The organism is Paraburkholderia sp. CHISQ3 (genome assembly GCF_030464945.1).
GTDB lineage: Bacteria > Pseudomonadota > Gammaproteobacteria > Burkholderiales > Burkholderiaceae > Paraburkholderia > Paraburkholderia megapolitana.
Genome location: NZ_JALPRG010000013.1, coordinates 220,510 through 245,996, shown reverse-complemented (window position 1 = coordinate 245,996; position 25,487 = coordinate 220,510). Strand labels below are relative to the sequence as shown.

Here is a 25,487-nt window from a genome sequence, read left to right as displayed (position 1 = left end):
ATGTCATTCGCAGCATTCGACTGTTTCATTCCGGTTTTTTTGCAGTTTCTTTTCCTTAGAATGGACTCCACTTCCGTGGCCACGCGGAAAGCGTCAGCGTGTGCGCGTCACGCGCCGCATGTGGGGTTTTCCGCGGGCCGGTACGGCGCACTTTCCGGACGGTTCATGACAGCCAGCGCATTGCCTGCCCCACCCTCCCACCAGCAGCGCATCGTGCAGCTCGACGGTTTGCGGGCGATCGCCGTGCTCGCGGTGTTTGCCCAGCATGCGCTCAAGGCGCCGCTGTGGATGGGCGTCGATCTGTTCTTCGTGCTGAGCGGTTTTTTGATCACCGGCATCCTGCTCGAGCGCAAGTCGCGTCAGCAGAGCTACTTCGGTTATTTCTATGCGCGGCGTGCACGCCGCATCCTGCCGCCCTACGTGCTGCTGATGATCGTCTCGTCGCTGCTGTTCGGCCTCGGATGGGCGCAACACTGGCAGTGGTACGCGTTCTTCGCGACCAATATCGGCGATGCGCTGAACCAGAGCGGACATGACAGCCTCAATGTGCTGTGGTCGCTGGCGGTCGAAGAGCAGTTCTACATCGTCTGGCCGTTTGTCATCCTGCTCGTGCCGCAACGTGCGCTTGCGTGGGTCGCGGCGGCGCTGATAGTCGGGGTGCCCGTATTGCGCGCCATTGCGACGCCGTGGTTCGATTCGTTCTGGCCGATCTACTACCTGACGCCGTTCCGCATGGATCTGCTGGCCGCGGGCGCCTTGCTCGCGGTCACCGTACGGCGCGATCGCGATGCGCTCGAACCGTTCAAGCTGCTCGCCGTGGTTGGCGCGCTCGTTGCACTGGCCGTGCTTGCGTGGCTGCATCTGCACTATCCGCGCTTTCGTGCCGCGAATACGCCGCTGTCCAATGCGGCGCTGTACAGCATCTCGCTGGTGCTGTGCACGTCGCTTGTCGTGATCGCGTTGCAAAGCAAGGGGATCGTCAAACGCCTGCTGAGTAACCCGGTGCTCGTGTATATCGGCACCATCAGCTATACGATCTACCTGATTCACCTGACCGTGCTGTATGCGCTGTGGCCGCTGCATCACAGCCGTATCGTCACCGCGGCGCTCGCGCTGATCGTCACGCTGGCGTATGCGAGCGTGAGCTGGTTCGCGTTCGAGCGGCGCTTGATTCACGGCGCGACGCGCCGCGGGTCGGCCGTACCGGTTGTACCTGTTGCAACGGTGCGCCCTGCGCCTGCCGATGCCACGAGGACCAGCGCATGAGCGGCCGCACGCGTTTTAGCGCGTGGCTGGCCCGGATCTCGATCGCCGCAGTGGCCGCGACGGCATCGCTGCACTGCGTCGCAGCCGGCACACGACAGGTGCTGATCGAAGCCTATGGAGACTCGACCACGCTCGGCATCACGTGCCGCAACGGCGGCTGCGGTCCGCAGGCGGACAACGCAGTCACGTTCCTGCAAGACCAGTTGCACGATGCGCACGGCGAGCGTGTCAGCGTGACGAATCTCGGCGTGGGCGGAACGATGGCTACGCAATTGCTGAGCGGCACCGGGCGTGGCGCCGGCTTGCAGTGGAACGAACGGATCGCCGCATCGCATGCGCAGATCGTGACGTTCAACTACGGCATCAACGAAGTGATGCAGAACCAGACACCCGAGCAGTTCTACGAAGCGGAAACGGCGCTCGTGAAAGCGGCGCGTGCGCAAGGCAAGTTGCCGGTGCTCGAAACGTCGAACCCGATGCCGGATGGTCGTCGCAACGCGCGACTCGCGGAGATGGTCGCGATGACGCGACGCGTGGCCGCCGAACAGCACGTGCCGCTCGTCGACCAGTTCGCGTATATCACTGGTCTGCCCGCCTGGCAGACGATGATGTCCGACGGCGCGCATCCGAAGCCGGAGCTTTATCGGCTGAAAGCACAGCAGGATTTTCGCGTGCTCGATCCGCTCGTGGCGCGCATGCTTGATGGCAGCTCGTAGCAACGCGTAGCTATTCGTAGCTGTTTGCAACGGCGCGCAGATTCCGATTATTTACTACCGAAGGCAACTCATGACCAACCAGCGCAAAGCGATCATCACCGGCGTGTCCGGCCAGGACGGCGCATATCTGACGAAACTGCTGCTTGGCAAGGGCTATCAGGTGACCGGCACCTATCGTCGCACCAGTTCCGTCAATTTCTGGCGCATGGACGAACTGGGCGTAACCGACCATCCGAACCTGCGGCTCGTCGAGCACGATCTGACCGATCTTGGTTCGACGCTGCGGTTGCTCGAGCATGCGCAGGCCGACGAGTTGTACAACCTTGCGGCACAGAGCTTTGTCGGTGTGTCGTTCGATCAGCCGGTGACGACGGCGGAAGTGACCGGTATCGGTGCGTTGAATCTGCTTGAAGGCATTCGCATCCTCAACCCGCGGATGCGCTACTACCAGGCCTCGACCTCCGAGATGTTCGGCAAGGTGCAGGCCGTACCGCAGCGCGAGGACACGCCGTTTTATCCGCGCAGCCCGTATGGGGTGGCGAAGCTGTTCGCGCACTGGACGACGATCAACTATCGCGAGTCGTACGGTATTTTCGCAACCAGCGGCATTCTGTTTAATCATGAGTCGCCGTTGCGTGGTCGTGAGTTTGTTACGCGCAAGATCACCGACACGGTCGCCAAGATCAAGCTTGGCAAGCATGACGTGCTTGAGCTCGGCAACATGGATGCGAAGCGCGACTGGGGGTTTGCGCAGGAATATGTCGATGGTATGTGGCGGATGTTGCAGGCTGACGAGCCCGATACTTATGTGCTCGCGACTAATCGTACGGAGACTGTGCGTGATTTTGTGCAGATGGCGTTTGTTGCGGCGGGTTATCAGCTGGAGTGGTCGGGGAAGGCGGAGAGTGAGACTGGTATTGATGTCGCTACTGGCAAGGTGCTGGTTCGTGTGAATCCGCGGTTTTATCGGCCTGCTGAGGTTGAGCTTTTGATCGGGTGCGCCGATAAGGCTCGGGAGAAACTGGGGTGGGTGCCGGAGACTACGCTTGAGCAGCTCTGTCAGATGATGGTTGCTGCCGATGTTGCTCGGAATCAGGTGGCAGAGACGTTTTAGGTTTTTTGCCTGCAGCAGGCTTTGGCTTTTGCCTGCAGCGGGCTTGTTCGTTTGCCTGTGCAGGCGGCTCTTCGTTAGCGCCTCGCGGCGCAGGCGTTGCCCCTGTGCGGGGCGGCACTTACTTTCTTTGCGCGGCAAAGAAAGTAAGCAAAGAAAGCCGCTCGAGACGTTACCTGGTCCTTTCCGTGTGTAGCCTTCGTGGCCCGCGCCTAAGTGTCGTCCTCGCACCGACGCGGTAGTGGTCCGAGACGAGATTGTCCCCTGCGCCCTATGCCTTAGTGACAAAGCCGTCATTCATCCCGCTCGCACTGCGTGCTTGCGGTTGGGTGACCACTTGGGACGGCCGTGGCCGTCCGCTTTCCGTACCCCCTACCCCAGCGCAATCGCTTCTTCGTATACCTCGGCTACTCTGCCGGCGATCACGCTGTTATCGAAATTGGCGCGTGCATAAGCTTTGCACGCTTGCTCGTCCGGCAACTTCAACGAACCGTTCAGCGCGCGTGCGAGTCCATCCGCGATCGCGTCCGCGCCCGTCGTCGGTAGTACGAGGTCCTGCGATAGCCCTGCAACCGCTTCGGGCAAGCCACCCACCGGTGTCACCAGTACCGGTGTACCCGATGCCAGCGATTCCACCGTGATCAACCCGAATCCCTCCAGCGCAACCGTCGGTACGACACTGATCGTTGCCGCGCGGTACAACGCCGCCAGATGCTGATCGGGCACGAAGCCGAGCAGCTTCACGTTCTCCCCAAGGCCCGCTTCGTCGATACGCGTCTGCAGTTCGCCTTCAAGCCGACCCTTCCCTGCAATCAGCAACAACACGTCCGGTTCGCTGCGCTTTAACAGCTTCACCGCATCGATCAGATCTTCCAGCCCCATACGTCGCACGAGGCGTCGCACCGCGAGCACGATCGGTCGTCCAAGCGGCAGTTGTAGTTTCAGACGTGCTTCGTTTTGCGACATCGGTAGATCGAACTGGTCGACGTTTACGCAACCGGGCACCACGCGAATGCGGTCCTGTGGAATGCCGTAGCGTGTCGTCAGGATCTTGCCGAACGCGCTGGATAACACGATCAATCGCGACGAACGTGCGTACACGGTCTGCTCGAGGTAGCGCTTCGCGCGCTGACCCAGCGAATCGGCGCCCTCCACGTGGCTTTCGTCGGCCCACGGTCCCTGGAAATGCGAAACCTGTGGAATGCCGCGCGTGACGTCGAGCCCCGGAAACGTGTACAGCGCGAAGTGCGACGAGATCACGTCGGGACGCTGCGCTTCGACCTGCCGACGCAGCGCGCGGCGCGCGGCCATCAAACGCAACGGCAGCGACTGTGCCGCCGATCCGAAACCTTCGATTGCACCATCCGTGTCGGCAGCGACTCGCGCCGAACCCGCAACCACGCCGCGCACCGCGACGCCCGCCCCCGGCAGTGCGCCGACCAGCGAGTAATACATCCGGTCGAGACCGCCGGCGCGTTCGGGAAACCAGTGCATCCCGATCTGCAGTGAACGGATCGAACGGATAGGCGTGGCGGCTGGAACAGCTCTCAGTGTGGTGGCCTGCATTATTTCGCTCCCTCGTGGCCTGCGTTGTGACCTGCGAACAGGTTCGTTGCGGTTGTAGCGGTTGTTGTATTCGTCACGCTAGCGACCTTCGCGACATCCGCGGTATCGGTGGCACTGCCGGAGCTAGACCGCACCGTACGCTGTCCCGCCAGTTGCCGGTACAACGCAATGTATTGCGCCGCCATCCGCGGCCAGCCGAAACCGGTCGCGAGATCGTGCGCCGCGGCACCCATCGCACGGCGTGCATCGTCGGCACCGGCAAGCTTCGCAATCGCCGCAGCGAGCGCCGTCGGATCGTCCGGGTCCTCGAGCACGATGCCGCACTCGGGCGTAATGATTTCGGCGCCGCCCGCCGTGCGCGCGGTGACCACCGGCAAGCCCGCTGCCATCGCCTCGAGCAGCGACAGGCTCATCGCTTCATAACGCGACGGAAACACGAAGGTATCGACCGAATGCATCAGCACCGGCATCTCCTTCACGAGCCCGAGAAAATGCACGCGATGCGCGATACCAAGTGCCTTCGCCTGCTCCGGATAGGGACTGCCTGGCAGATACCCGGCCACCGCAATCTGCACACGCTCCGGCAGATGCCGCAGCGCTTCGAGCACGGTGCCGAGATTCTTGCGCGGCGTGCGTAGATCGCCGACGAAGAGCAGCAGAAACGCATCCGCGGGCAGACCAAACTTCGCTCTGTCACCCTGAGCCGCTGCAAAGCCCTGCGTATCGACGCCGTTATAGATCACGTCGAGCCGGTTATCCGGCGTGAGCCCGATCGCCGCGATTTCCGCGGCGACTTTCTGCGAGACCGCGGTAATCACGCGCGAGCGTCGGTACGCACCGCGTTCGAGCCATGCGTTCAGACGCGTATAGATCGCCTGGTAAGCGGACCACAGCCCCTTCGTGATACCGAACGGGTAATACGGGCTACGCAACCAGCCGCTGTGCACGAAGTGCGCGGTGTTGACGTCGGCGGTGGCCCAGGTGATGAAGCCGTTCACATGCAGTACGTCGTACTCGCGGCGATGCAGCCGCAACCACAACGCGCTGCGCAGTGCGAAGACCTGCTGGCGCAGCAGATTGGTCGGCCACCAGCGGCCGATCTTGATCGGTACCCAGCGCACCAGCGGATGTGCCAGCAGATCCGGCGCGACATGCGATGCGACGAGCGTCACCGCGATGTTCTCGTTAAGCGCCGCTTGCGCGATCTCGTGGTTCACGCGCCCCTGGCCGTCGTTATGGCGAACGACGTGCGTGACAATGGCGACTCTCACTCAGGTGCCTCCGTTAAGAATCAGATTGTGTCTGCGGTTCTGTTTTTGCCAGTGGGCCGCGGAAAGAATCGAAAACATGCTCATGAAAAGCAGCAGCCCGCCGGTGCCGACCAGCGAATTGGTGAACACCAGCATCCCAACGATCGCCACACTCAAGCTGACACAGGCCGACGCGAACTTGTCGTCGCGCAGGCGGAACGATGCGCGGATCGCCCGCGCCAGCACCCACAGGATGCCGGACAGGTACAGCAGCGTGCCGGGCCAGCCGAGCACGAACGGAATGTTCATCACGCCGCTGTCGAAATTGCCGTATTTGCCGAGTTCGCCACCGTCGTTGGAGAGCTTCGTCGAGGAGCCGGTCGCGCCGAGACCCTCGCCCGATACGTCGGTGAATGCGGTCTTCGCAAACGATGCGTAGAACTCGTTGCGTGCCGCGTAGCTCGCATCGTCGTTGAGATTGACGAGCGTTTGCAGGCGCGCCTGCATCCGGTCCGCAACCGGACCGACCGCGAGCAGCGGCACACATAGGCCGGCCAGCAGCACCGCACTCACGATAATGCGGATGCGGATGCGGTTGTTCGACTTCAGCAACTGGATGGCCAGCGCGATCACCCAGCCACCCCATGTAGAGCGCACGAGGCTCAGCGCAAACGACAGGAAACCCAGCGCGCCGGCAATCCAGCGCACACGGTGGTTGGCCGCCATCACATAGACCATCGCGCCCATCATCGCGAACGCGAACGGTCCCGATGAGTTCATCGTGCTGAACACGCGCACGCCATACGGCACCGGGTCACCCTGCGAATTCATCTGCGAGCCGATCATCCACATCGCGTCCCACTGCGGCATCAGGAAGAACTGCACGATCCCGTAGCCGCCCATCGCGAGCATGCCCCAGATGAAGGTGTTGACGATCGTGTCGCGGTACTCGGGGTACTGGCGCGGATTCGCCATGATGTGAAAGCCGATCAGGATCGGATAGATCCAGTTGGCGAGATCGTAGGCTGCAGCAAGTGGCCCGCTCGACATCACGCCGATCAGAAAACCGTAGCCGAGGCCGAGCAGGATCAGCAGTACCGGCAGGCCGCGTCGCTGCGCGAGCACCGGGTAGTAGCGCACCAGCGACAGCCCGCTGATCAGCGTCACCGCCAGCGGCGCGATCTGGATCAGACTGGTCGGCGTGAAGCCGCCCTTCGACCAGTCGGCGAGACGCCGCACTTCGGGGCTCAGGAACCACAGCCACCACATGAAGCCGATATAGCGCACGGGGCTCTTGAAGTAGAGCCAGAAGCCCGTGAGGATCGACAGCACGGGGAACGCGAGCGTCAGCACCGTGCCCTGGTGCGCGAGGATCAGCGCGGCCGTGATCACCCACAGCAGCACGGGTGGCAACCAGACCTGCGGATCGCCGCCGAAGGGACGCGCCGCACCGGTGGCGGCAGCTCGCATGATCGACGACATCGCTTACCTGCCCCCGCGGGCTTCACCCGACGATGTGTGCTGCGCAGTGACGGGCGACGGTGACGAAGGTGTAGCGCCCGTGCTCTGCCGGGCACGCGCGGTCGGATTCCGCTGCAACAGTTCTTCCGTGATACGCACGTGCTGGAGCGCGAACTGGCGCGTTGTGAAATCGCGCGACATCAGTTGCAATGCTGCCGATTGCGCCTGGCGCAGCGCCATGGCCGGTTGCGCGACGAGGCGGTCGGCGGCTTCGCGTAGTGCGGTGGCATCGAACGGCGGCACGTAAGCCGCGGCCTGCGCCGAAAAGTAATCTTCCAGTGCACCGACCTGCGTGACGATCATCGGTTTGCCCACGGCCGCGGCCTCGAGCATCACGGTGATACCCGACGCGTGCGAGTTCGGGCGCAACGGCACCACCACGACGTCGGCCCAGTCGTACAGCTCGCGTTGTTTGCGCAAGCCCGCGGCCGGTGCGATCTCGACATTCGGTGCACGCAACGTCTGCGGGATCTTGCGCCGCGTCGCAAGCCGTACGCTGTAACGCGCGTCGTTGCCGAACGCGGCAATCAAGGTTTCCCAGTCGCGGTCGCGATCGTTGCCGATCGCGGCAATGCGCAGCGGCGTGTGCGGCAACCATTCGGCGGGCGTTTGCACCGGGAAATCCTGGGTGTTGAGCCCGTAGTACACATGCGTCGCTTCACGGCCGAGATAGCGCCGGCACAGCTCCGCGTTCTCGCTCGCGAGCGTCGTCAACACGTCGGCACGCGCAATCAGCTTGCGATACAACCAGCGCCGCAGCGCGCCATAGTGCGGCCACTTGTCGAGCAGCCAGACACTTTGCGCAAGCAGCAACGGCGGCGCGGCACGCCGGCCCGCCAGCAACAGCACCAGCGCAACCGACAGATACTCCTGCTCGGTATGCGTCCAGATCACATCGGAGGCGAGGATCTCGCTGCGGTTGCGCCAGGTATGGATCAGGTCGAAACCGAGCACCGCTTTCAGTCCGCGACGAAACAGTCGCACCGGCGCGCTTTCTCGCGCGTCCTGCGAATAGCTGAGCGCGAATTCGTCGGATTCCGCGTGGTGATAGCCGTACAGGCAACCGAAGTTCTCGCCCTTGCGGTAAGACCGCGGGTCGGCGCCGTAAAAAAGATGCACGTGAATGTTCGTCGTCATGCAGATACTCCGGACCGCCAGTGCAGCCAATAGTTAGTGCTCGTCGTATGCATCGACAGCGATGACTCGAAGCATGGAGCCACAACACTCACGACAGCGCGCGCCGTGCTTCATGCGCACCACCGCGCACCGCGCGCCAGCGCGACCATTGCGAGCGTCCGCGTTTCGACAGCAGCGCGAGTACCGCATGTGCGAGACCGGGATAGACGCGCGTGCCGACCAGTGCGTACCACCACCACGCGGTCTCGCGGTGCAGCGGCGGCAGTTTCTCGCGCAGGATCAGATGCAGGTTGTACGCGGCGTTGCGCACCGCGATGAGTGTCTGTGCGTCGCGACGGTCCTCGTCGAAACGCTCGGCAGGATAGTGGTCGACCGCGACGCGCGGGTCGTACACGAGCTTCCAGCCCGCGTTTCTCACGCTCAGACTGAACGCCATGTCGTTGTGCACCTGGGCGCCGCTGCCGCGCAGCCGCGCATCGAAGCGGATCGAACCGATCGCGGCGCGCCGGTAGCTCATGTTGGCGCCCTTCAGCAGATCGACTTCGCGCGCTTCGCCCACGCCCAGATGGTGATTGCCGATGATCTTGCCCGACGGCGTCAGCTTGCCGACCAGCGGCCGCGAGCCATCGAGGATGCGTCCTCTTTCGTGGACCCAGTCGCGTCCGCCGAGTGCACCGAGCCGCGTGTCGCCGGCGAATGCCGCGGCGATGCGCTGCACCCATTCCGCACGCGGTGCTGCGTCGTCATCGGTGATGGCGATCACGTCGCCGGTCGCGGTATCGAGCCCGCAGTTCAGCGCGGCCACCTGTCCGGGCAACGCGACCGGCGCGACCCGCAACGGCAAATTGCCGGTAACGGCCGGGTCGCGCAGGCAAGCATGCGTTGCGTCGTCGTCGGCGCGCGCGACCACCACCACTTCGTCGGGCGCGCGCTGCTGCAGTTGCAGCGCCGCGAGGCAGCGCGCGAGATCGGCCGGGCGGCGGAACGTCGGAACCAGTACCGTCACTTTCATCAGTTGTTCTCCAGTCTTATCGGATGAATTTCACGTACTCAGATATTCCTGCACAGCTGCATAACTGCGGTCATAGCCGCGCGCACGCGCCGGCATCGCGTTGAAGATACCGCCCTGCACGTGCACGCCGGCTACCTTCAGACGCTTCAACGCATCGCCGATCTCGCCTTCGTTGTGCATGCCCGAGCGCATTACGAAGAACGTCGACCCTGCATAGCCGCCGATGATCGACGCGTCGGTCACCGCGAGGACCGGCGGCGTGTCGATCAGGATCACGTCGTAACGCTTCGCGAGACCGTCGAGGTATTGCGGCAGACGCGGCGACATCAGCAGTTCGGACGGGTTCGGCGGACGCTGGCCGCACGAGATGAAGTTCAGGTGTTCGACGTTGGTCGGGCGAATCGCTTCTTCCAGCGATATCTGCCCGGACAGTAGTTCCGACAGGCCGTTCTCCTGCGGCCCGCCAATGTGACGTTCGAGCGAGCCGCGCCGCATGTCGCCGTCGATCATCAGCACGCGCTTGCCCGAGTGCGCGAGCAGCACGCCGAGGTTGATCGTCAGGAAGCTCTTGCCGACGCCGGGCATCGGCCCGGTCAGCACGATCACGCGGTTGCGCGCATCGAGCAGCGTGAACTGGATCGACGTGCGCAGACTGCGCAGGCTCTCGATGCAGACATCCTTCGGGCGCGCGACCGCCAGCACCGCACGCTGCCGGTCGCCGCCGCGCACGACCGCCTGTTCGAGCGCCGCCTGTTCCGTGCTCAACGGGATGAGGCCGTACACCGGCAGATGGAACGTGCGCTCGACGTGTTCCGGATCGTCGATGCCCTTGAACATGTTCCGGCGCAGGAACACGAAGCCGGTCCCCACGATCAGCCCGAGGATCGTCGCCGCCGACAGGATCAGCACCTTCTTCGGCTTCACCGGCGAACCGGGGCGCAACGCGGCATCGACCAGATGCACGTTGCCGCCGGTACCGGCCTTCTGCACCGCCAGTTCCTGCACACGGTTGAGCAGCAGCACGTAGATGTCTTCGGCGACCTTCGCATCGCGCTGCAACTGCACCGCTTTCACTTCGGTGGCCGGCAGATCGCGGAAGCGGTCGCTGTACTTCGTACGCTGCGATTCGAGTTCGGCCAGTTGCTGGCGCGCGGCCTTCAACATCGGATGGTCTTCGCCGTAGCGCTGCTCGAGCGATGCGATCTCCAGACGCGTCGACGAAATCTGGTTCTCGTACTGGACGCTGCCTTCCAGATAGACCTTGGCTTCGTCGCTTGCGTTGATCGAGCCGGACTTGCTCTGATACGCGGTGAGCGCCGCTTCCGCACGCTCGAGGTCGCTCTTCAGACGCGGCTCTTCGCTCTTCAGGAAGTCGAGCATCTTGCTCGCGTCGGCCTGCTTGGTCGCGATGTGTTCGCGCAGATACGACTGCGCGAGTGCGTTGGCAATCTGTGCGCCACGCGCCGGGTCGCCATTCTCGAGCGAGATCTGGATCACGCCGGTGCCCTTGCCCTGCTCGGTCACCTGGATCGCGGACTGGAACGCGGTGATGGCGTCGAGATCGTTGGCGCGCATGACGTTGAACTGCGTGCCGGGCCGTGCAATCAGCTGATTCACGAGGATCGACACACCGCCGCCCTGCGCGAGCTGACCGGCCTGACCGTTCAGCAAGACGCTGCCATTGGGGGCCTGCAGCTGATAGCGGCCGTCGCCGAGCGCGGTCAGCGTCAGCTTCTGGCCTTCGAGCGCCGGGGTGACTTCAACGGAATCCACGTCGGCCACTTCACCGCCCCATGCGTACGAACTCATGCCGAGCCACGGACGCCCCGGCTTTCCCGGCGTCGCGAGCCGCGCCGCAAGACTGCCGAGTATCGGCAGCGTTTTCGGCCCGACCATGAAGTTGAGCTTGCATTGCTGCACGACCGGTGCAAGCACGCCACGGCTCTTGATGATCTCGATCTCGGCGTCGGTCGGCAGTGCCGTCGAGCCGCTCGTGATGGCCGCGCCAGTCTGCGTCTGCGTGAGCGCCTGCGACGTGTTGTCGGACTGCTCCACGCGCACGTGCGCATCGGCCGAATACACAGGCTTCGCGATGTAGCAGTAGAGGCCGGCCATCGCGACGACGATCGCCGCGATGCCGATCAGCCACCAGATGTCGTCGACGATGACCTGCAGCAGCTGACCGAGGAGAACATCCTCTTCCTCGGTCTTCGCCATCAAGGCCAGATGCGGATTTACTTGATTACTCATCATTCGGTCCCGGGTGGGTCGCCGCGGATATGCGCTCCGGAGGGAACGCATGCCGCACGGCGGTTCAGGCCTCTAGTGGGTCAACTGCTTCACGTAGAACATGGTCTGGATGGTTGGCAGCACCTGGTTCAGCACGCGGTTGAACGTCGCCGATGCGGCCGTGCCGACGTAGATCACGTCCTGTGGCTGCAACTGGAATTGCGCCGACAGCATGATCGCGTCCGGCTGCGTCAGGTCGAGCCGGTACGCTTCGGGCTTCGTCGGGTTGTCCTTCATGCCGCGCAGCACGTAGATCTGCCGCGGGTTGGCGTCGGTGTCGAGAATGCCGCCTGCCTGCGACAACGCATCGGCAATCGACAGACGGCCCTTCAGCATGTACATCGGCTGCGGCGACTTCACTTCGCCGAGCACGAACACGCGGCTGTTGGTGTTGTCCGGTACGTTGATGATGTCGCCCGCCTGCAGCATTACGTTCTGCGTCGTGTCGCCGCGATCGAGCAGGCCGTTGGCGTCGAGCACGTACAGTTGCTTGTTGCGCGTGAGGCGCACGCGTTGCAGATCGGCATCGGAGTTCGTGCCGCCCGAGCGCGTGATGGCATCGACGAGCGTGAGCGGCACGTCGCTGATCGCGAGCGGCCCCGGCGTCTTCACTTCACCGGTCACCTGGACTTTCTGGCCGCGGTACGACAGCACGCGCACGTCGACCTGCGGATTCTTGATGTAGGGCGTGAGCCCCGCGGCGATCTGGTCGCGCAGTTCGCCGGCGGTCTTGCCGGCCGCGCGGATGCGGCCGATGAACGGAAAGTAGATCGTGCCGTCGGCGGAGATGGTCTGGCCGAACGGATCCGCCTGACCGGGCAGCGCGGTCGTGTACGGTTGCTGCAGCACCTGGCCAACCGACTGGGTGGTATTGCCGCCCGCCGACAGCGTGGTGCCGTTAGGCGTAGTCAGTTCGGGGTGATCCCACACGGTCACGCCGAGAATGTCCTGCGGCGAGAGCCGGTAGATGTACTGTGCCGGGTCCGCAAAGCGCGACGGCGGCAGCGCCTGCGACGCAGCCGCAGCCGCCTGCGCCTTCGCCTCGGCAAGCACGAGATCGGAGTCGATCACCTTGACCGGATAGGTTTCCTGCGGCGTCGTACGCGGTTCCTCCTTGAGCCGCGACGTGTCGAGAAAGTATCCCGGCACAGTCGAGCAGGCTGACAGAAAGGTCGTCAGCAAAATGGGCGCCGCAAGCGCAGTGAGCGACTTAAGCGAGGTGAGCGGCGTAGGCTTGCGCATCAACATATTCAGCATATTTTGTTCAGCCATCCCATGACCAGTCGATCGATAAACATCAGGCTCTTCCGGTAGTCCGACTCGGCGCGGCCGTGCGGATCGACGACGTCGGCGTCTTCCCACTTGCCGAGCGGATAGACCTTGCCGCGGGCGGCCGGGTCCAGCGACTCGACGTCCTCCACCTGACGACGTTCGGTGACGAGCACCAGATCGGCGTCGCGCACGATGCGGCGCGTGAGCCGCCGCGACCGATGCTGCCCGGCCCGGATGCCCTGCTGGGCCAGCAGCCAGCTCATCACCGGGTCGATGTCGGCGCCGTCCTTCGCGCGCAGACCCGCTGACTGGAAAGCGATCGGCTGCGCCACGTCGCTGCGCTGGCGCGCCTTGAAGAGCGCTTCAGCCGCGGGCGAACGGCACACGTTGGCGTGACAGACGATCAGGACATTGGCGAACATAGGCAGCTCCTCTTGACACCCATCAAAGCGCGGCAGTGGTACGCGCGGGCTCGCGCGACACGGCCTGCGGTACCTCGTCGCGACCGGTGGTCGGCGAATGCTGGCGACCGATCGCGTGATACTCGATGCCGAGTTCGCGCAGCGCATCCGGTTCGTACAGGTTGCGGCCGTCGAAGATCAGCGGGTTCTTCAACAGCTGTTTCAGGCTGTCGAAGTCCGGGCTCTTGAACACCTTCCACTCGGTGAGGATGACCAGTGCATCGGCGCCATCGGCCACTTCCATCTCTTCGTTCGTGAACGTCAGGCGCGCGAGCTGCTCGGGCGCATGCTGCAGATCGAGCGCGAACACGCGGCGCGATTCGTCGCGCGCCACCGGGTCGTAGGCCTTCACGGTTGCGCCGCGCGAAAGCAGTTCGGCGATCAGCGGGCGGCTCGGCGCTTCGCGCATGTCGTCGGTATTCGGCTTGAACGCAAGGCCCCAGACGCCGAACGTGCGGCCGCTCAGATCGTCGCCGAGCCGCGCGACGATCTTGTGCGCGAGAATCTTCTTCTGCGCTTCGTTCACGGCTTCAACGGCTTGCAGGATGCGCAGGCCTTCGTCGTATTCGTCGGCGGTGCGGATCAGCGCCTGCACGTCCTTCGGGAAGCACGAGCCGCCGTAGCCGCAGCCCGCGTACAGGAAGTCGTAGCCGATGCGCGGATCGGAACCGATGCCACGGCGCACGGCCTCGATGTCGGCACCGACGCGGTCGGCGAGATTCGCCAGTTCGTTCATGAACGAGATGCGTGTGGCGAGCATCGCGTTGGCCGCGTACTTCGTGAATTCGGCGGAACGCACGTCCATGTACAGCGTGCGTTCGCGATTGCGGTTGAACGGCGCATACACGCGCTTCATCAGTTCGCGCGCTTTTTCACCAGGCACATCGTCGTCGCAGCCGAGCACAATGCGATCGGGCCGCGTGAAATCTTCGACAGCGGCACCCTCTTTCAGGAATTCCGGGTTCGACACAACCGAATACATGTGATGCTCGCCGCGCGTGGCCAGTTCTGCCGCGATCGCTTCGCGTACGCGCAGCGCGGTGCCGACCGGCACCGTCGACTTGTCGACGATCACCTTGAAGCCGTTCATGTAGCGACCGATGTTGCGCGCCGCGGCGAGCACGTATTGCAGGTCGGCGGAACCGTCCTCGTCGGACGGCGTGCCGACCGCGATGAACTGGATGTCGCCGTGCGCGACGGCCGCTTCGACATCGGTCGAGAACTTCAGACGCCCCGCCTTGCGGTTGCGCGCGATGACCTCCAGCAGCCCGGGTTCATGGATCGGTACGCCGCCGTTGTTGAGGACGTCGATCTTGCGCGGATCGACGTCGAGACAGAACACGTCGTTGCCGATGTCGGCAAGACAGGCGCCCGTCACAAGGCCTACGTAACCGCTACCAATGATCGTCAGGTTCATGAATTACACCTCGGAGATTGAATGCGTCCAAAACGGAGAAAGTCGGCTGCGATGCGCGGGCACCGCATGCGGAAATGGATCTGTGCCTGTTGCAGCCCGCGTGGGTCCACCGGCGGCATATGAATCGGTCAATACGCGTTGCGGCCGGTGAAACCCTTCCATAGCGTCAGCACGACGATCTTGATGTCGAGCCAGAAGGTCCAGTGCTGCATGTAGTACAGGTCGAGCTTCACGCGCCCCATCATCTTTTCGATGCGGTCGGTCTCGCCCCGGTAGCCGTTGATCTGGGCCCAGCCCGTGATGCCGGGCTTGATCCGGTAGCGGTGCATGTAGCCCTTCACCAGATCCTTGTAGATGTCGTCGTGTTCGAGTGCATGCGGCCGCGGTCCGACCACCGACATCTCGCCCTTCAACACATTGATGAACTGCGGCAGCTCGTCGAGACTCGTGCGCCGCAAAAACGCGCCGACCGGCGTAATGCGCGAATCGTGGCGCGTCGCCTGGGTCACCTTGCCCGCGACCTCCGCGTGCACTTTCATCGAACGGAACTTGTAGATCTCGAACTCGTTTCCATCGATGCCCTTGCGCTTCTGCCGGAAAAACACCGGCCCGGGCGAAGTCGTCTTCACGAGCGCCGCGATCACGAGCATCACCGGCGCGAGCGCAGTGAGCGCGCCGAGTGCGAACAGCCGGTCGAACACGCGCTTGGGCAACACGCGCAGATCGGTGATCGGCGACGCGGCCAGGTTGATCGCGGGCACGCCGAGCAGATCGACCATCGGTTGACTGAACAGCGTCAGACTGCGCACATCCGGGATGAAGCGGATGTTGACGAAGTCATGCCGGAACTCCATGACGAAACGATGAATCGCACGCTCCTTCGAAATCGGTAACGCAAGCCACAGTTCGCGAATCTCGTGGGTTCGCACCAGCCGGATCATCGCCGCGTAATCGCGCTCCACCGGCACGCCTTCGATCGCTTCCGCCGCATCCGGGTCCTCGTGATGATTGCGCGACCCTTCTTCGTCGAACACGACCACCGGGCTGAAACCCGCTTCCGGCCGGCTGCGAATCTGCTCGATCAAAAACTTCCCATACGGCGCACCGCCGACGATGGCCACCGCCTTCAGGTTGAAGCCCTCGCGGCGCAGGCTCTTCAACACCGTGTAGACGAGCACCTTCGTGATCACCAGCAGCAGCACCGTTGCCAGTGCCCAGTACGCGAGCCACAGCCGCGACAGCAACTCGGCACGGTGCAAGCTGAAGCTCATCAGAATGCCTGTGCCCTCCACCATCAGCCAGCCGCCCGTCACACGCCACAGCAGGTCGTACAGCGGCTTGCCGCGCCACGACTGGTAGATGCCTAGCGCCGGAAAGAACACGACCACCAGCAGGCAGTTGAACGTCAGCGTGACGCTCTGCATGTCGTTCAACCAGCCAAACTGCCCGCTGTGGAACGCCGCCGCGAGCCACGCGCCGAGTCCGACCATCGCGATGTCGATGATTCTCGATAACACGCTCAGCATGAGCCGTACCTCAGTTCGTCATTCAAGTTCCGTCACCTGGTTGCGTTGCACGGGAATCGTTGTCCGAATGAGTGAATACCCCTGTACAGGGTTAGATAAAGCGGCATTAAAATTCGCGCTGCAAGGCCGCAAAATATCTCAAAATGTATCGGTAATCCTTGCGCTATTTTTGTCGAATTTTGTTCGGCAATTTTTACCTTTTTACTGATGTTGCAGGGCGGAAACGGGGCTCTGTACGTCACTTCCTGTACGAATTTCCACCATCTGCGGAAACGCTTCCGGAACATGTTGCGTGGCCGCAAAAATTCCAGAAAATTTCCCCACTGGATTTCGTCGATTATTTTTTTCGATTCTATTTTTTATTGAAATAAAACCGTCGCACGTTTACCGGAATTGATCATTTCCTTATTCCATTTCCGATATGGAAATTTCTCATTCTTTTATTGACTATTTACGTCGTGATACAACTCGTCGCATTGACCCAGCCCCGAGGAGTACATCATGACCGCTCCGGTTACGGCGCCCGCCGCCGACACCCGGTTTTCGACTGTCACGTCCCAGAACGTCAAGCTGAAGGTCCATCCGGTGATTCTGGCCGGCGGCTCCGGCACACGCTTATGGCCCATGTCGCGCGAACAGTATCCGAAGCAGCTGATCGGCCTGCTCGGCGACGATTCGCTGCTGCAATCCACGACACGCCGGCTCGACGGACTCGAAGCAGGTCACCCGCTGGCGGACCAGTTGGTAGTGGTCAGCAATGAAGAACACCGCTTCACGACCGCCGAACAGCTGCGCACGAGCGGCAAGACGAGCCGGCTGATTCTCGAGCCTGTCGGCCGCGACACGGCGCCTGCGTTAACGGTGGCCGCCCTGTCGATCGTCGCGGAAGACAGCGACGGCATCATGGTCGTGATGCCCGCCGACCATGCCGTCACCGACATCGCCGGGTTTCATGCGGCCGTGGCCGCCGGCGTGCAGCATGCCTCGAACGGTCATGTCGCGACGATGGGCATCGTGCCGACGCACGCGGAAACCGGCTACGGCTATATCCGCATCGGCGAAGCGCTGACCGGGCCAGTCAATGCGCCCGGCGTCGCTGCGCACCGGCTCGATCGCTTCGTAGAGAAACCGCATCTCGAACTCGCGCAGCGCTATGTCGCCTCGAACGAGTACTGGTGGAACAGCGGCATCTTCATCATGCGCGCGTCGACCTGGCTCGCCGCGATCGCCCACTTCCAGCCCGCGATTCACGATGCATGCATCGCGGCCTATGCCGGCGGCAAAACGGACGGCGACTTCTTCCGGCTGCAACGCGATGCGTTCGTCGCCTCACCATCGAATTCGATCGACTACGCGGTGATGGAGCAGCTCGGCAACGATCAGTCGGTCTGCACCGGCGTGGTCGTGCCGCTGAACGCGGGCTGGTCGGATGTCGGCTCGTGGGATGCGATCTGGCAGATCCTGCCGAAGGACGAAGCAGACAATGTCGGCCGTGGACGTGTGATGTTCGAAGGCGCCAAATCGACCTTCGCGCATTCGGAAGGCCGGTTGATCGCCTGCGTCGGCACGCACAATCTCGTCGTGGTCGAAACCGCCGACGCGATTCTCGTCGCCGACAAGGCGAGCGTGCAGGACGTTAAAAAGATCGTTGGCCGGATTCGCAATGAAGCGGGCCCCGAAGCGGCGAACCATCGCAAGGTTCATCGCCCGTGGGGCCACTACGATTCCGTCGACACCGGCGAGCGCTTCCAGGTGAAGCGCATCGTCGTGAAACCCGGTGCGCGTCTGTCGCTGCAGATGCATCACCACCGCGCGGAACACTGGATCGTCGTGCGCGGTACGGCGCTCGTCACACGCGGTGAAGAGCGCTTCATTGTCTCCGAAAACGAATCGGCTTATATCCCGCTCGGTGTCACTCACCGACTCGAGAATCCCGGCAAGATGCCGCTGGAAATCATCGAGGTGCAATCCGGTTCATATCTCGGCGAAGACGACATCGTGCGCTTCGACGATACGTACGGACGGCAGTAAGTCACATACTCAACGGGTGGTGCGGTAGTGCGAATCCTGCGGCGGCTGCTCCTGCCGTCCGCGGGTTGCTGCTGTGCTCATCCCGCGTGGGAGACGAGTTCTGGGGCTTTCGGGAATCGATCGCCCGCGTTGTTGTTGTCTGCCTGCTCGGCGGCCGGTGTGCCGGTCGGGTAACGGCGTAGCGCGACCCTGCATGCGTGCGTGTATGCAGCGACATGGGCGTTGGCCGAATAACTGTTCACGGGTTCCGGCACGCTGCGGACAGCGGGCAGCGTGCGCGGCGCGCTTTGCACCGGTACTGCGTTGACGCTTTCGTGCCTGGCTTCGATCCTTGTTTCGATCTGCACTACCGCCGGCGCGGCTGCTGCGTTGTGCCCTGCCTCTTGCTGCGCTTCATGCCCTGCTGCGCTGATCGCTTCGTCGATGCCCGCAACGGCCGCGAGCGTGCGGCAATGACGATCGATCCAGTCGTCGGCCCAGCCGAGCGCGAACTCCTGCGCCGCATCGGCCTGCGCGAAACGCGGACCGATCAGACCGGAACGCTCGACGCGCTTGCCGTCCTTCATGATCTCCGCCCATGCCCGGAACATCGCATTGGGCACCTGCTCGAGCGCAACGTAGATCGTATAGCCGCGCCGGTCGACCACCTGCTTGCCGCGCGAGGTCATGTTCATCCACACCGGACGATGCTCGCAATCGAGCGACCGCTCCGCGCCGACATGCGCGCGGTCTTGCAGCAGTTCTTCATCGGTGGATTCGTCGGTTGCCGTGCCGGAGAGTTGTCGCGTGATGTCGGCGATCGGGTCGAGCGAACGCCACTCGTGCGCGGGGTGTGCCGCACGAGGCGAGGTTTGCCACGACTCGGGACTTCTCCAGAACACGCCACGCAAACCATCGTCACGCAGCGCGGGCGTGTGCGGCTGCGTGTCGGCAACTGGTTTGGGTGGTGCGACAGGTACGCCAGGTTCGGGCACATAGGCGAAGCTGCGCCCGACCTGCGATAGCAGACGGATCATCTCGGTCAACGTACCGTTGATCTGCCACTCTTCGAAACGGCGCCGGCACGTCGGACCCGACGGATAGCGGCCTGGCAGTTTCGACCAGGGCTCACCGGTTGTCAGGATCCAGAGGACCGCATTCGCAACGATGCGCGGTTCGGCTCGGGGTCGGCCACGTCTGTTAAGACGGATAGCCGGCTCATCAGAAACAAGCACAGCAAGCTGCGCCCATTCGTCATTGCTTAGCTCATCGAAAAACATGCGTTTCTCCACGCAGCCTGGCCTGGCCGCGGCGAGGGGCACTCGCGATTATTGATCTAGCGTCATTCGCGCTATGCCCCAGGTTGCACAATATGCTTTACGTTTTAGCCCGTTTGCGAAAATCAGCACAGCCTTAGTGCGGACTTTCCCATTGACGAAGCACAAAACATGGTCTCACTCGTGCATGGGAGAATTTGTGCACGAAGCATACCATCCCCAGGGTTTGCGTGAATATGACAGAGACAAGTGTTACTGAAAGAAACAAACTTGTCCTTTTCGCTGCGTCGTTTCCTTTGCTGCCTGGGCAGATGGGCTGGCAGTCCCGGCGGCTCCAGACACGGTGTGGCAGCGCATTGGCCGCCGGATGAGCGGATTGGCGCGCTGCGCGGCCGTTGGGCCGGTGCAACGGCACTTATTAACGGGCGCCGAGCTGTTGTGAACGGCTGGCGCGGTGAGTCTGGTTGATCCTGGCTGGATCCTGGTTATTGCCGGCGGCGGATGCAGCGGCATCGCTGGATCGATGCACGTTGCATCGTTTGGATTCCTGTGCGATTGCTCCGCCGCCCTTCGCCCATGCGCTTCGCACGACCGCTGGCGTTGATAGACCGCTAGCGCACCGGCGTCGCGGCCTGTTCGCCGACGACGGTTGTCCACGGACGCACGCGCCAGCGCGTGACGAGCCCCTCGCGTACATACGGATCGGCTTTCGCAAACGCCTCGGCGACCGCCGGCGACTCGCCGCTAAAGAGCAGTACCGCGCCATCGACGGGATCGGCCAGCGCCCCGGCCAGCAGCAGTTCGCCGCGCTCCGCCGCGGCCCACGCGAGCTGCAGGTGCGCCGCGCGGTAGGTAGCGCGTCGCTCGAGGTAGTCGGCGGCGAGGTCGTAGAACATCAGGTAGTGCATCGTCGGTCTCCTTTCCTTGGTTGGGGATGGGTAATCGCGCTGAGGGAATATCCTGCCTCGCCGCTGTCAACCAATGCAACTATTTAGCCGTTCTGGCAGACAGCTTTGCCATAATGGTCATCGCGCCAGGCTTGGGATGCCGGAGACGCCCTGCTCGTCGCAACGACTACCAATAACGTTCAATATCGTGGGAGTGTCAAATGAAAATCCAATCCGCTATCGCTGCCCTCGTCCTTGGCGGTCTGCTGACCAGCGCGCCTGCCTTTGCCCAGAATGCCCAGCAATCGAAGATGGCCACCTGCAACACGCAGGCCACCGGCAAGAAAGGCGATGATCGCAAGGCGTTCATGAAGAGCTGCCTGTCGAGCGCGCCCGTTGCCGCATCGGGTCCGATGAGCCAGCAGGACAAGATGAAGATGTGCAACACGCAGGCGACCGGCAAGAAGGGCGACGACCGCAAGGCGTTCATGAAGACCTGCCTCAGCAACAAGGGCTGAGCCACGACAGTATTGTTTCTGGGTCCGCTGGGCCGGCTGTCACGCTACACAGCCGGGCCGGCGGGCCTTCTTTGCGTTTCGGACCCGCAGTACGCGGCTCACTTCATCGTCCGTCAAGCCGCCATTTCTTACTAAATACTTTCAATCGCCTGCATACCCGCACCGCGGTGATCGAAACTTCCACAGAATCATCCCCTCGCCGCTCGTCCACCCTAGATCGCACCGATTCGCCGGGCTCAGATTGAGCTTGGGATGCACCCGGCAGTTCTCATCTACCTGGGATCGGCTCGACGGCGTCTAGCGCAGCATCTCCACGATCTCGTCAACATGTTCGACGACACAGATTCGGCTTGCTGCCATGGCGCGCGTGGATTCGGATGGCCGCACCAGAAAACCTCGCGTCGCAAGCTTCAGCATTTCCAGATCATTGAAGGCATCTCCTACCGCTACGACTTCGCTGCCAGCGTCGAGAAACGCCGCCACCACGTCTTCCTTGCCCCGACGGGATGGTGCGAATTCACAGCGCACGATGAATCCATCATCGTCGGTGACAAGGTGGTGACATAACGCCGTCGGCCGCCCGAGCAATCCCAGTACCGGATCCGCCAGCTCGTAAAAACAATCGGAAAGAATCCGCACGCTGTATTGCTCGCCAATCCTGGCGAGAAAGTCCGTCGACTCGGGAAATGGAGCGATCTCCGCCAGGATTTCCTGCGTCTGCGGCAGCGTCACACCGTGACTTCTGAGTGCAGAAATCCGCCTGGCCATTAACAAGCGATACTCCGGAACCTCCCGCGTAGTCTCGTGGAGCACATCGATACCTGTGCGTTGGGCGATATACGGCCACATCTCCGGAACCAGCACACCTTCAAGATCGATACACGCCACTTTCTCGAGTACTTCGCTCATTTGAATCCCACGGCAGTGAAGGCCAGCGACAGTCCCAACGCAATCAACGCTGTCCCGATGATCCGATCGACAATACGCTGCTTCTCCAGCATTGCCTGGCGCAAGACTTCGGATGAGAAAAAGATCGCTACGAGACTGAACCAGGCCAGATGGGCCAGCGACATGAAAGCGCCATAAGCAAAATCGATTGCTAGAGGACTACCCGGTTTGACGATCTGCGTGTACGAACTCACGACGAACAACATTGTCTTCGGGTTGAGCGCGTTGGTCAGAAACCCGTTGCGAAAGGCGACCCACATGCCCAGACGATGCCCTGTCGACAAGTCGAGCGTCAGACGCGACTTGTTCGTCAGCGACCTGTATCCAATGTAGATCAGATAGCCCGCACCGAGAAATTTCATGACCAGAAAGAGAACGGGCGAATGTGCGATAACGACGGCAATACCGAGCACCGTATAGAGCACGTGCAGTTGTACGCCGAGGGCAACACCAAGCGCCGAAATCAGTCCGGAGCGACGTCCATATGCGTAGCTGTTCCGGGTAATCATCGCGAAATCTGGCCCAGGGCTGATGACAGCGAGAATAGTGATCATTGCTACCGCGAGTAATTCGTTCATTGGAGTTCCAGGAAGAGGACGGCGGATGATCTCCGCCGGGATGGTTTCTCGAGCTACATCTATTTTTTGCAGAAGGTGACCACCAGCACGTCGCGATACGCGGGCTGGGCATCGTCCAGCCGCGCGATTGGCGTTACACCGTGCATCACGCGTTCGTCGTTGACGATCGCGGCGTCAAGCGGTGCCATCAACGTGTACGCGGACAAAGGTTGGCGGCCGCGATCGTAGATCTTTGTCTCACCGTTCACGATGTTGCTTCGGCTCACCATCATCATGAACACGAAGTTGACTCCATCGCGATGGATACCTTCTGGCGTCGGATTAGCCGTTGCCTGTGATGCATCGATTCGAAACTGGTGAACCTCGATGTGCCAGCCATAGAAGGGAGCAAGCCTGCCAAACAATTCACAGCAGAACGACAAAATTGCCGTAAGGACATCCCCCTGCGCGATGTCACTCGCGATCGGCGCAAAATCCCGGGCAACCCCGCCGTTCAGATGGTTGTAGTCGAGACTCTGATAGTGCGGCTGGTGCGATTCGCGAATGGCGCAACGCCCGGACGGGAGTGCGCTGAAGGTTGCGTGCCGCCGATAGCGATAGGTGCCGCCGTCGGCCATGTGGAGATCGGGTTCCAGTCGATTCCAGCTATCTTGAAATCGCTCCCAGCTCTCCAGAGTGGTTCCCGTTATTGCCTTCAGCAAACGTTCCGTTTTGGCTGCCGGCAGGAAGCAGAAATCCTTCCGTGCAATAAACTGACATAAATTCTCGGCTTCCCTCGCTGCCCGGTTAGCCTGGTCGCTTGACTGGGCATGAGATTCGTCCTGGTACGCGTGTTCCATTTGGTATCCTCGCTTTCTATAATCTTTGTTCGCCGGTTGCACGACCGGCAAATCATTGTCGAGGACTCCTGCGATTATAAAAATCGATTTGTGGTACATTGAATCGGTGATTTTTTCTCACACAAATAGAAAATGAAACTTCCCCCACTGACCTCTTTTCGGGTGTTCAATGTCGCCGCCCAGGCAGATAGTTTTGTCCAGGCGGCAGAGCAACTGCATGTCACGCATGGCGCCGTCAGCCGCCAGATCAAGCAACTGGAAGATGCACTCGGCACGGCGCTGTTTGAACGACGCAATCGTGCGGTGTTTCTTACCCCAGTCGGTCGCCTGTTGCTGACGACGACCCAGTCCGTCTTCGAGCAACTGGAAGGCACCGTTTATCGGATCAGGCAACAAACCAACCAGAGCGTGATCGTGTTGTCGTGCGAACCAACAATCGCGATGAAGTGGCTGATTCCGCGACTACCGGCATTCGAAGACGCCCATCCCGACATCCAGCTGCATCTGTCGGCGGCGGGAGGTCCTATTGATTTCCAGAAATCGGGAGTTGACGTAGCGCTGCGTCGCAATGATTTCAATTGGGGCAGCGAGATTCATTCGCTGAAAATTAGCGATGAATGGGTCGGGCCGGTGTGTCGAGCCGATCGGCAAGGCTTTTTGCGCGCAAACCCCGTACTGCTGCATACCAGGTCGCGGCCGCTTGCGTGGAAAAACTGGGAAAGCGCCGGTGGAGCGCCGATAAAGAAGGGCAAACGAGTGGACTACGAGCACTTCTATCTCTGCATTCAAGCTGCCATGGCAGGACTTGGCATGGCCATGGCATCGTACTTCATGGTGCAGGACGAATTGCGTGCGCAGCAGTTGGTTGCACCCCACGGCTTCAAAAGGGATCGCTCGGCTTACTACCTGCTCTCGCCCGACCCAATCACTCCTGAATCGAAGCTCGCGCGTCTGGCGAACTGGGTTCTGGGAGAAATGCAGGCGTGCTCTTCCCAGATTGGGAGCAAGGCAGGTTAGGCTTCGCGGCACGCAGTGCCATCCACCCAGCATCGATCGTGCCCGATCGGCGTTCCACTGCAGCGCGACATGCACACCGCCGCCCGATTTCTTCTATGATGGCTGCGGAGACGGCCCACCCCCACATAAAACATCATGCGCCATCGGGCCGCCGTCTTGTCGTTGATGCGAGCGCGCATTGAACGGAGGCAAGAATGGCATGGAGACAAAACCGCTGGTTCACGCGATGGCTGGTTGTCATCGTGTTCTGGGCCGTGCCGGTACTGATCGTTGCGGTCCGCGAGATCCACGAGGAGATGGCCTACAACGCCGTCGATCTCGAGCACGCGCTGACCACCTGGGACTTCACCGATGCGCAGCGCGCCGCGGGGGCACCCGCGCGCTGTCACGGCAAGCCCGACGAGGCACGTGCCGCGGGCTGCCCGGCCGACGTGCTGGTCGCCAACGCACCGCGTCAGCAGGAAGCCATCGACGAGTATTCGGTTCGCCGCAGCACGCTCGCCGGTTACCTGTGGCATGCGTTCGTCGGCTACTGGGTGGTACCCGCCGCAGTGCTGTTCGGCTTCGGTCTGGTGATTGCCGGCGTTCGCCGCGCACTGCGCCGACCCGCTGTAAAAAGCAGCACGCCGCATTGAAATGCGGTAATCGATGCCGGATCACGTTGCGAAAAACCTACGCGTGGGGAAGCTCGCCAGACTTTCAAAGTCTTTTCATCGAACGTGCAAATCACCCGCTTCCGGTAAAAAAAACCGGCACCGGCGGCGTTCGGGCAGGCCGTAGACGGGGCGTCGAAATCAGGGCGATAGCAGGCGAAATCGCTGCGAACTGCCAGTTGCCGCATCGCTTCGACGCATCCTCAATTCGGTCAA

21 protein-coding genes and 1 pseudogene are annotated in these 25,487 nt (G+C 62.1%); 7 read left to right on the top strand and 15 right to left on the bottom strand.

Annotation, left to right across the window (positions count from 1 at the left end; genetic code table 11):
* Positions 1–165 precede the first annotated feature (165 nt).
* From M0D65_RS27755 to gmd, 3 genes are all read left to right on the top strand, one after another.
* Entirely contained in the window at positions 166–1,266 is a 1,101-nt protein-coding gene (locus tag M0D65_RS27755; RefSeq protein ID WP_266255426.1) for an acyltransferase, read from the top strand.
* A complete protein-coding gene (locus tag M0D65_RS27750) occupies positions 1,263–1,982 on the top strand; it encodes an SGNH/GDSL hydrolase family protein (protein WP_266255425.1) in 720 nt (239 codons plus the stop codon). Before M0D65_RS27755 ends, M0D65_RS27750 begins: the two co-directional genes overlap by 4 nt.
* Before the next feature lie 70 nt (positions 1,983–2,052).
* On the top strand, positions 2,053–3,096 hold the full coding sequence (gene gmd, locus M0D65_RS27745) for a GDP-mannose 4,6-dehydratase (protein WP_266255424.1): 1,044 nt from the start codon (positions 2,053–2,055) through the stop codon (positions 3,094–3,096).
* 369 nt (positions 3,097–3,465) lie between these two features.
* On the opposite strand, the gene M0D65_RS27740 is transcribed toward gmd, so the two are convergent.
* The 10 genes from M0D65_RS27740 to M0D65_RS27695 form a co-directional block, all read right to left on the bottom strand.
* On the bottom strand, positions 3,466–4,659 hold the full coding sequence (locus M0D65_RS27740) for a glycosyltransferase family 4 protein (RefSeq protein WP_091016733.1): 1,194 nt from the start codon (positions 4,657–4,659) through the stop codon (positions 3,466–3,468).
* Positions 4,659–5,930 carry a glycosyltransferase family 4 protein gene (locus M0D65_RS27735; protein WP_266255423.1) on the bottom strand — a complete coding sequence of 424 codons (1,272 nt, stop codon included), beginning with the start codon at positions 5,928–5,930 and terminating at the stop codon, positions 4,659–4,661. The genes M0D65_RS27740 and M0D65_RS27735 overlap by 1 nt, the downstream gene beginning before the upstream one ends.
* Positions 5,931–7,391, bottom strand: a complete 1,461-nt coding sequence (locus M0D65_RS27730) for a glucose-6-phosphate isomerase (RefSeq protein WP_091016729.1) — start codon at positions 7,389–7,391, stop codon at positions 5,931–5,933.
* A gap of 3 nt (positions 7,392–7,394) precedes the next feature.
* Positions 7,395–8,567: a glycosyltransferase family 4 protein gene (locus M0D65_RS27725; protein ID WP_266255422.1), complete on the bottom strand. Its 1,173-nt coding sequence runs from the start codon at positions 8,565–8,567 to the stop codon at positions 7,395–7,397.
* Between the two features lie 88 nt (positions 8,568–8,655).
* On the bottom strand, positions 8,656–9,579 hold the full coding sequence (locus M0D65_RS27720) for a glycosyltransferase family 2 protein (protein ID WP_266255421.1): 924 nt from the start codon (positions 9,577–9,579) through the stop codon (positions 8,656–8,658).
* Between the two features lie 30 nt (positions 9,580–9,609).
* Positions 9,610–11,829 carry a polysaccharide biosynthesis tyrosine autokinase gene (locus M0D65_RS27715; protein WP_266255420.1) on the bottom strand — a complete coding sequence of 740 codons (2,220 nt, stop codon included), beginning with the start codon at positions 11,827–11,829 and terminating at the stop codon, positions 9,610–9,612.
* A gap of 72 nt (positions 11,830–11,901) precedes the next feature.
* Positions 11,902–13,110 carry a polysaccharide biosynthesis/export family protein gene (locus M0D65_RS27710; RefSeq protein WP_091016893.1) on the bottom strand — a complete coding sequence of 403 codons (1,209 nt, stop codon included), beginning with the start codon at positions 13,108–13,110 and terminating at the stop codon, positions 11,902–11,904.
* A gap of 8 nt (positions 13,111–13,118) precedes the next feature.
* Positions 13,119–13,562 (bottom strand): exopolysaccharide biosynthesis protein, encoded by a 444-nt coding sequence (locus tag M0D65_RS27705; RefSeq protein ID WP_091016721.1) that lies wholly within the window; start codon positions 13,560–13,562, stop codon positions 13,119–13,121.
* Between the two features lie 22 nt (positions 13,563–13,584).
* Complete coding sequence (locus M0D65_RS27700) at positions 13,585–15,018, bottom strand: UDP-glucose/GDP-mannose dehydrogenase family protein (RefSeq protein ID WP_266255419.1); 1,434 nt, start codon at positions 15,016–15,018, stop codon at positions 13,585–13,587.
* A 128-nt stretch (positions 15,019–15,146) separates the two neighbouring features.
* Complete coding sequence (locus M0D65_RS27695; RefSeq protein WP_266255418.1) at positions 15,147–16,544, bottom strand: undecaprenyl-phosphate glucose phosphotransferase; 1,398 nt, start codon at positions 16,542–16,544, stop codon at positions 15,147–15,149.
* 501 nt (positions 16,545–17,045) lie between these two features.
* Between M0D65_RS27695 and M0D65_RS27690 the strand changes: the two genes are divergently transcribed.
* On the top strand, positions 17,046–18,575 hold the full coding sequence (locus M0D65_RS27690; protein ID WP_266255417.1) for a mannose-1-phosphate guanylyltransferase/mannose-6-phosphate isomerase: 1,530 nt from the start codon (positions 17,046–17,048) through the stop codon (positions 18,573–18,575).
* Between the two features lie 443 nt (positions 18,576–19,018).
* On the opposite strand, the pseudogene M0D65_RS27685 reads toward M0D65_RS27690, so the two are convergent.
* Positions 19,019–19,834, bottom strand: a pseudogene (locus M0D65_RS27685) (transposase); the annotation flags it as partial.
* A 608-nt stretch (positions 19,835–20,442) separates the two neighbouring features.
* Positions 20,443–20,739 (bottom strand): YciI-like protein, encoded by a 297-nt coding sequence (locus tag M0D65_RS27680; RefSeq protein ID WP_266255416.1) that lies wholly within the window; start codon positions 20,737–20,739, stop codon positions 20,443–20,445.
* Between the two features lie 200 nt (positions 20,740–20,939).
* On the opposite strand from M0D65_RS27680, the gene M0D65_RS27675 reads away from it, so the two are divergent.
* Complete coding sequence (locus M0D65_RS27675) at positions 20,940–21,236, top strand: PsiF family protein (protein WP_091016710.1); 297 nt, start codon at positions 20,940–20,942, stop codon at positions 21,234–21,236.
* Positions 21,237–21,533: 297 nt separating this feature from the next.
* Here M0D65_RS27675 and thrH read toward each other — a convergent pair whose 3' ends face one another.
* Genes thrH through M0D65_RS27660 form a run of 3 tightly spaced genes read right to left on the bottom strand, consistent with a single transcriptional unit; the run spans position 21,534 to position 23,601 of the window.
* Complete coding sequence (gene thrH, locus M0D65_RS27670) at positions 21,534–22,145, bottom strand: bifunctional phosphoserine phosphatase/homoserine phosphotransferase ThrH (protein ID WP_266255415.1); 612 nt, start codon at positions 22,143–22,145, stop codon at positions 21,534–21,536.
* Positions 22,142–22,762: a LysE family translocator gene (locus M0D65_RS27665; protein WP_266255414.1), complete on the bottom strand. Its 621-nt coding sequence runs from the start codon at positions 22,760–22,762 to the stop codon at positions 22,142–22,144. The genes thrH and M0D65_RS27665 overlap by 4 nt, the downstream gene beginning before the upstream one ends.
* A gap of 59 nt (positions 22,763–22,821) precedes the next feature.
* A complete protein-coding gene (locus M0D65_RS27660; protein WP_301718948.1) occupies positions 22,822–23,601 on the bottom strand; it encodes a 2OG-Fe dioxygenase family protein in 780 nt (259 codons plus the stop codon).
* Between the two features lie 132 nt (positions 23,602–23,733).
* Between M0D65_RS27660 and M0D65_RS27655 the strand changes: the two genes are divergently transcribed.
* Entirely contained in the window at positions 23,734–24,618 is an 885-nt protein-coding gene (locus M0D65_RS27655) for a LysR substrate-binding domain-containing protein (RefSeq protein WP_091016703.1), read from the top strand.
* A 194-nt stretch (positions 24,619–24,812) separates the two neighbouring features.
* Entirely contained in the window at positions 24,813–25,253 is a 441-nt protein-coding gene (locus tag M0D65_RS27650; protein ID WP_266255413.1) for a hypothetical protein, read from the top strand.
* Positions 25,254–25,487: the final 234 nt, after the last annotated feature.

Coding starts and splice junctions, on each gene's coding strand:
- M0D65_RS27680 (WP_266255416.1), bottom strand. CDS start 20,739: ATGCACTACCTGATGTTCTACGACCTCGCCGCCGACTACCTCGAGCGA.
- M0D65_RS27690 (WP_266255417.1), top strand. CDS start 17,046: ATGACCGCTCCGGTTACGGCGCCCGCCGCCGACACCCGGTTTTCGACT.
- M0D65_RS27755 (WP_266255426.1), top strand. CDS start 166: ATGACAGCCAGCGCATTGCCTGCCCCACCCTCCCACCAGCAGCGCATC.
- gmd (WP_266255424.1), top strand. CDS start 2,053: ATGACCAACCAGCGCAAAGCGATCATCACCGGCGTGTCCGGCCAGGAC.
- M0D65_RS27730 (WP_091016729.1), bottom strand. CDS start 7,391: ATGTCGTCGATCATGCGAGCTGCCGCCACCGGTGCGGCGCGTCCCTTC.
- M0D65_RS27660 (WP_301718948.1), bottom strand. CDS start 23,601: ATGGAACACGCGTACCAGGACGAATCTCATGCCCAGTCAAGCGACCAG.
- M0D65_RS27750 (WP_266255425.1), top strand. CDS start 1,263: ATGAGCGGCCGCACGCGTTTTAGCGCGTGGCTGGCCCGGATCTCGATC.
- M0D65_RS27665 (WP_266255414.1), bottom strand. CDS start 22,762: ATGAACGAATTACTCGCGGTAGCAATGATCACTATTCTCGCTGTCATC.
- M0D65_RS27705 (WP_091016721.1), bottom strand. CDS start 13,562: ATGTTCGCCAATGTCCTGATCGTCTGTCACGCCAACGTGTGCCGTTCG.
- M0D65_RS27655 (WP_091016703.1), top strand. CDS start 23,734: ATGAAACTTCCCCCACTGACCTCTTTTCGGGTGTTCAATGTCGCCGCC.
- M0D65_RS27710 (WP_091016893.1), bottom strand. CDS start 13,110: ATGCGCAAGCCTACGCCGCTCACCTCGCTTAAGTCGCTCACTGCGCTT.
- M0D65_RS27650 (WP_266255413.1), top strand. CDS start 24,813: ATGGCATGGAGACAAAACCGCTGGTTCACGCGATGGCTGGTTGTCATC.
- M0D65_RS27715 (WP_266255420.1), bottom strand. CDS start 11,829: ATGAGTAATCAAGTAAATCCGCATCTGGCCTTGATGGCGAAGACCGAG.
- M0D65_RS27720 (WP_266255421.1), bottom strand. CDS start 9,579: ATGAAAGTGACGGTACTGGTTCCGACGTTCCGCCGCCCGGCCGATCTC.
- M0D65_RS27695 (WP_266255418.1), bottom strand. CDS start 16,544: ATGCTGAGCGTGTTATCGAGAATCATCGACATCGCGATGGTCGGACTC.
- M0D65_RS27700 (WP_266255419.1), bottom strand. CDS start 15,018: ATGAACCTGACGATCATTGGTAGCGGTTACGTAGGCCTTGTGACGGGC.
- thrH (WP_266255415.1), bottom strand. CDS start 22,145: ATGAGCGAAGTACTCGAGAAAGTGGCGTGTATCGATCTTGAAGGTGTG.
- M0D65_RS27675 (WP_091016710.1), top strand. CDS start 20,940: ATGAAAATCCAATCCGCTATCGCTGCCCTCGTCCTTGGCGGTCTGCTG.
- M0D65_RS27725 (WP_266255422.1), bottom strand. CDS start 8,567: ATGACGACGAACATTCACGTGCATCTTTTTTACGGCGCCGACCCGCGG.
- M0D65_RS27740 (WP_091016733.1), bottom strand. CDS start 4,659: ATGCAGGCCACCACACTGAGAGCTGTTCCAGCCGCCACGCCTATCCGT.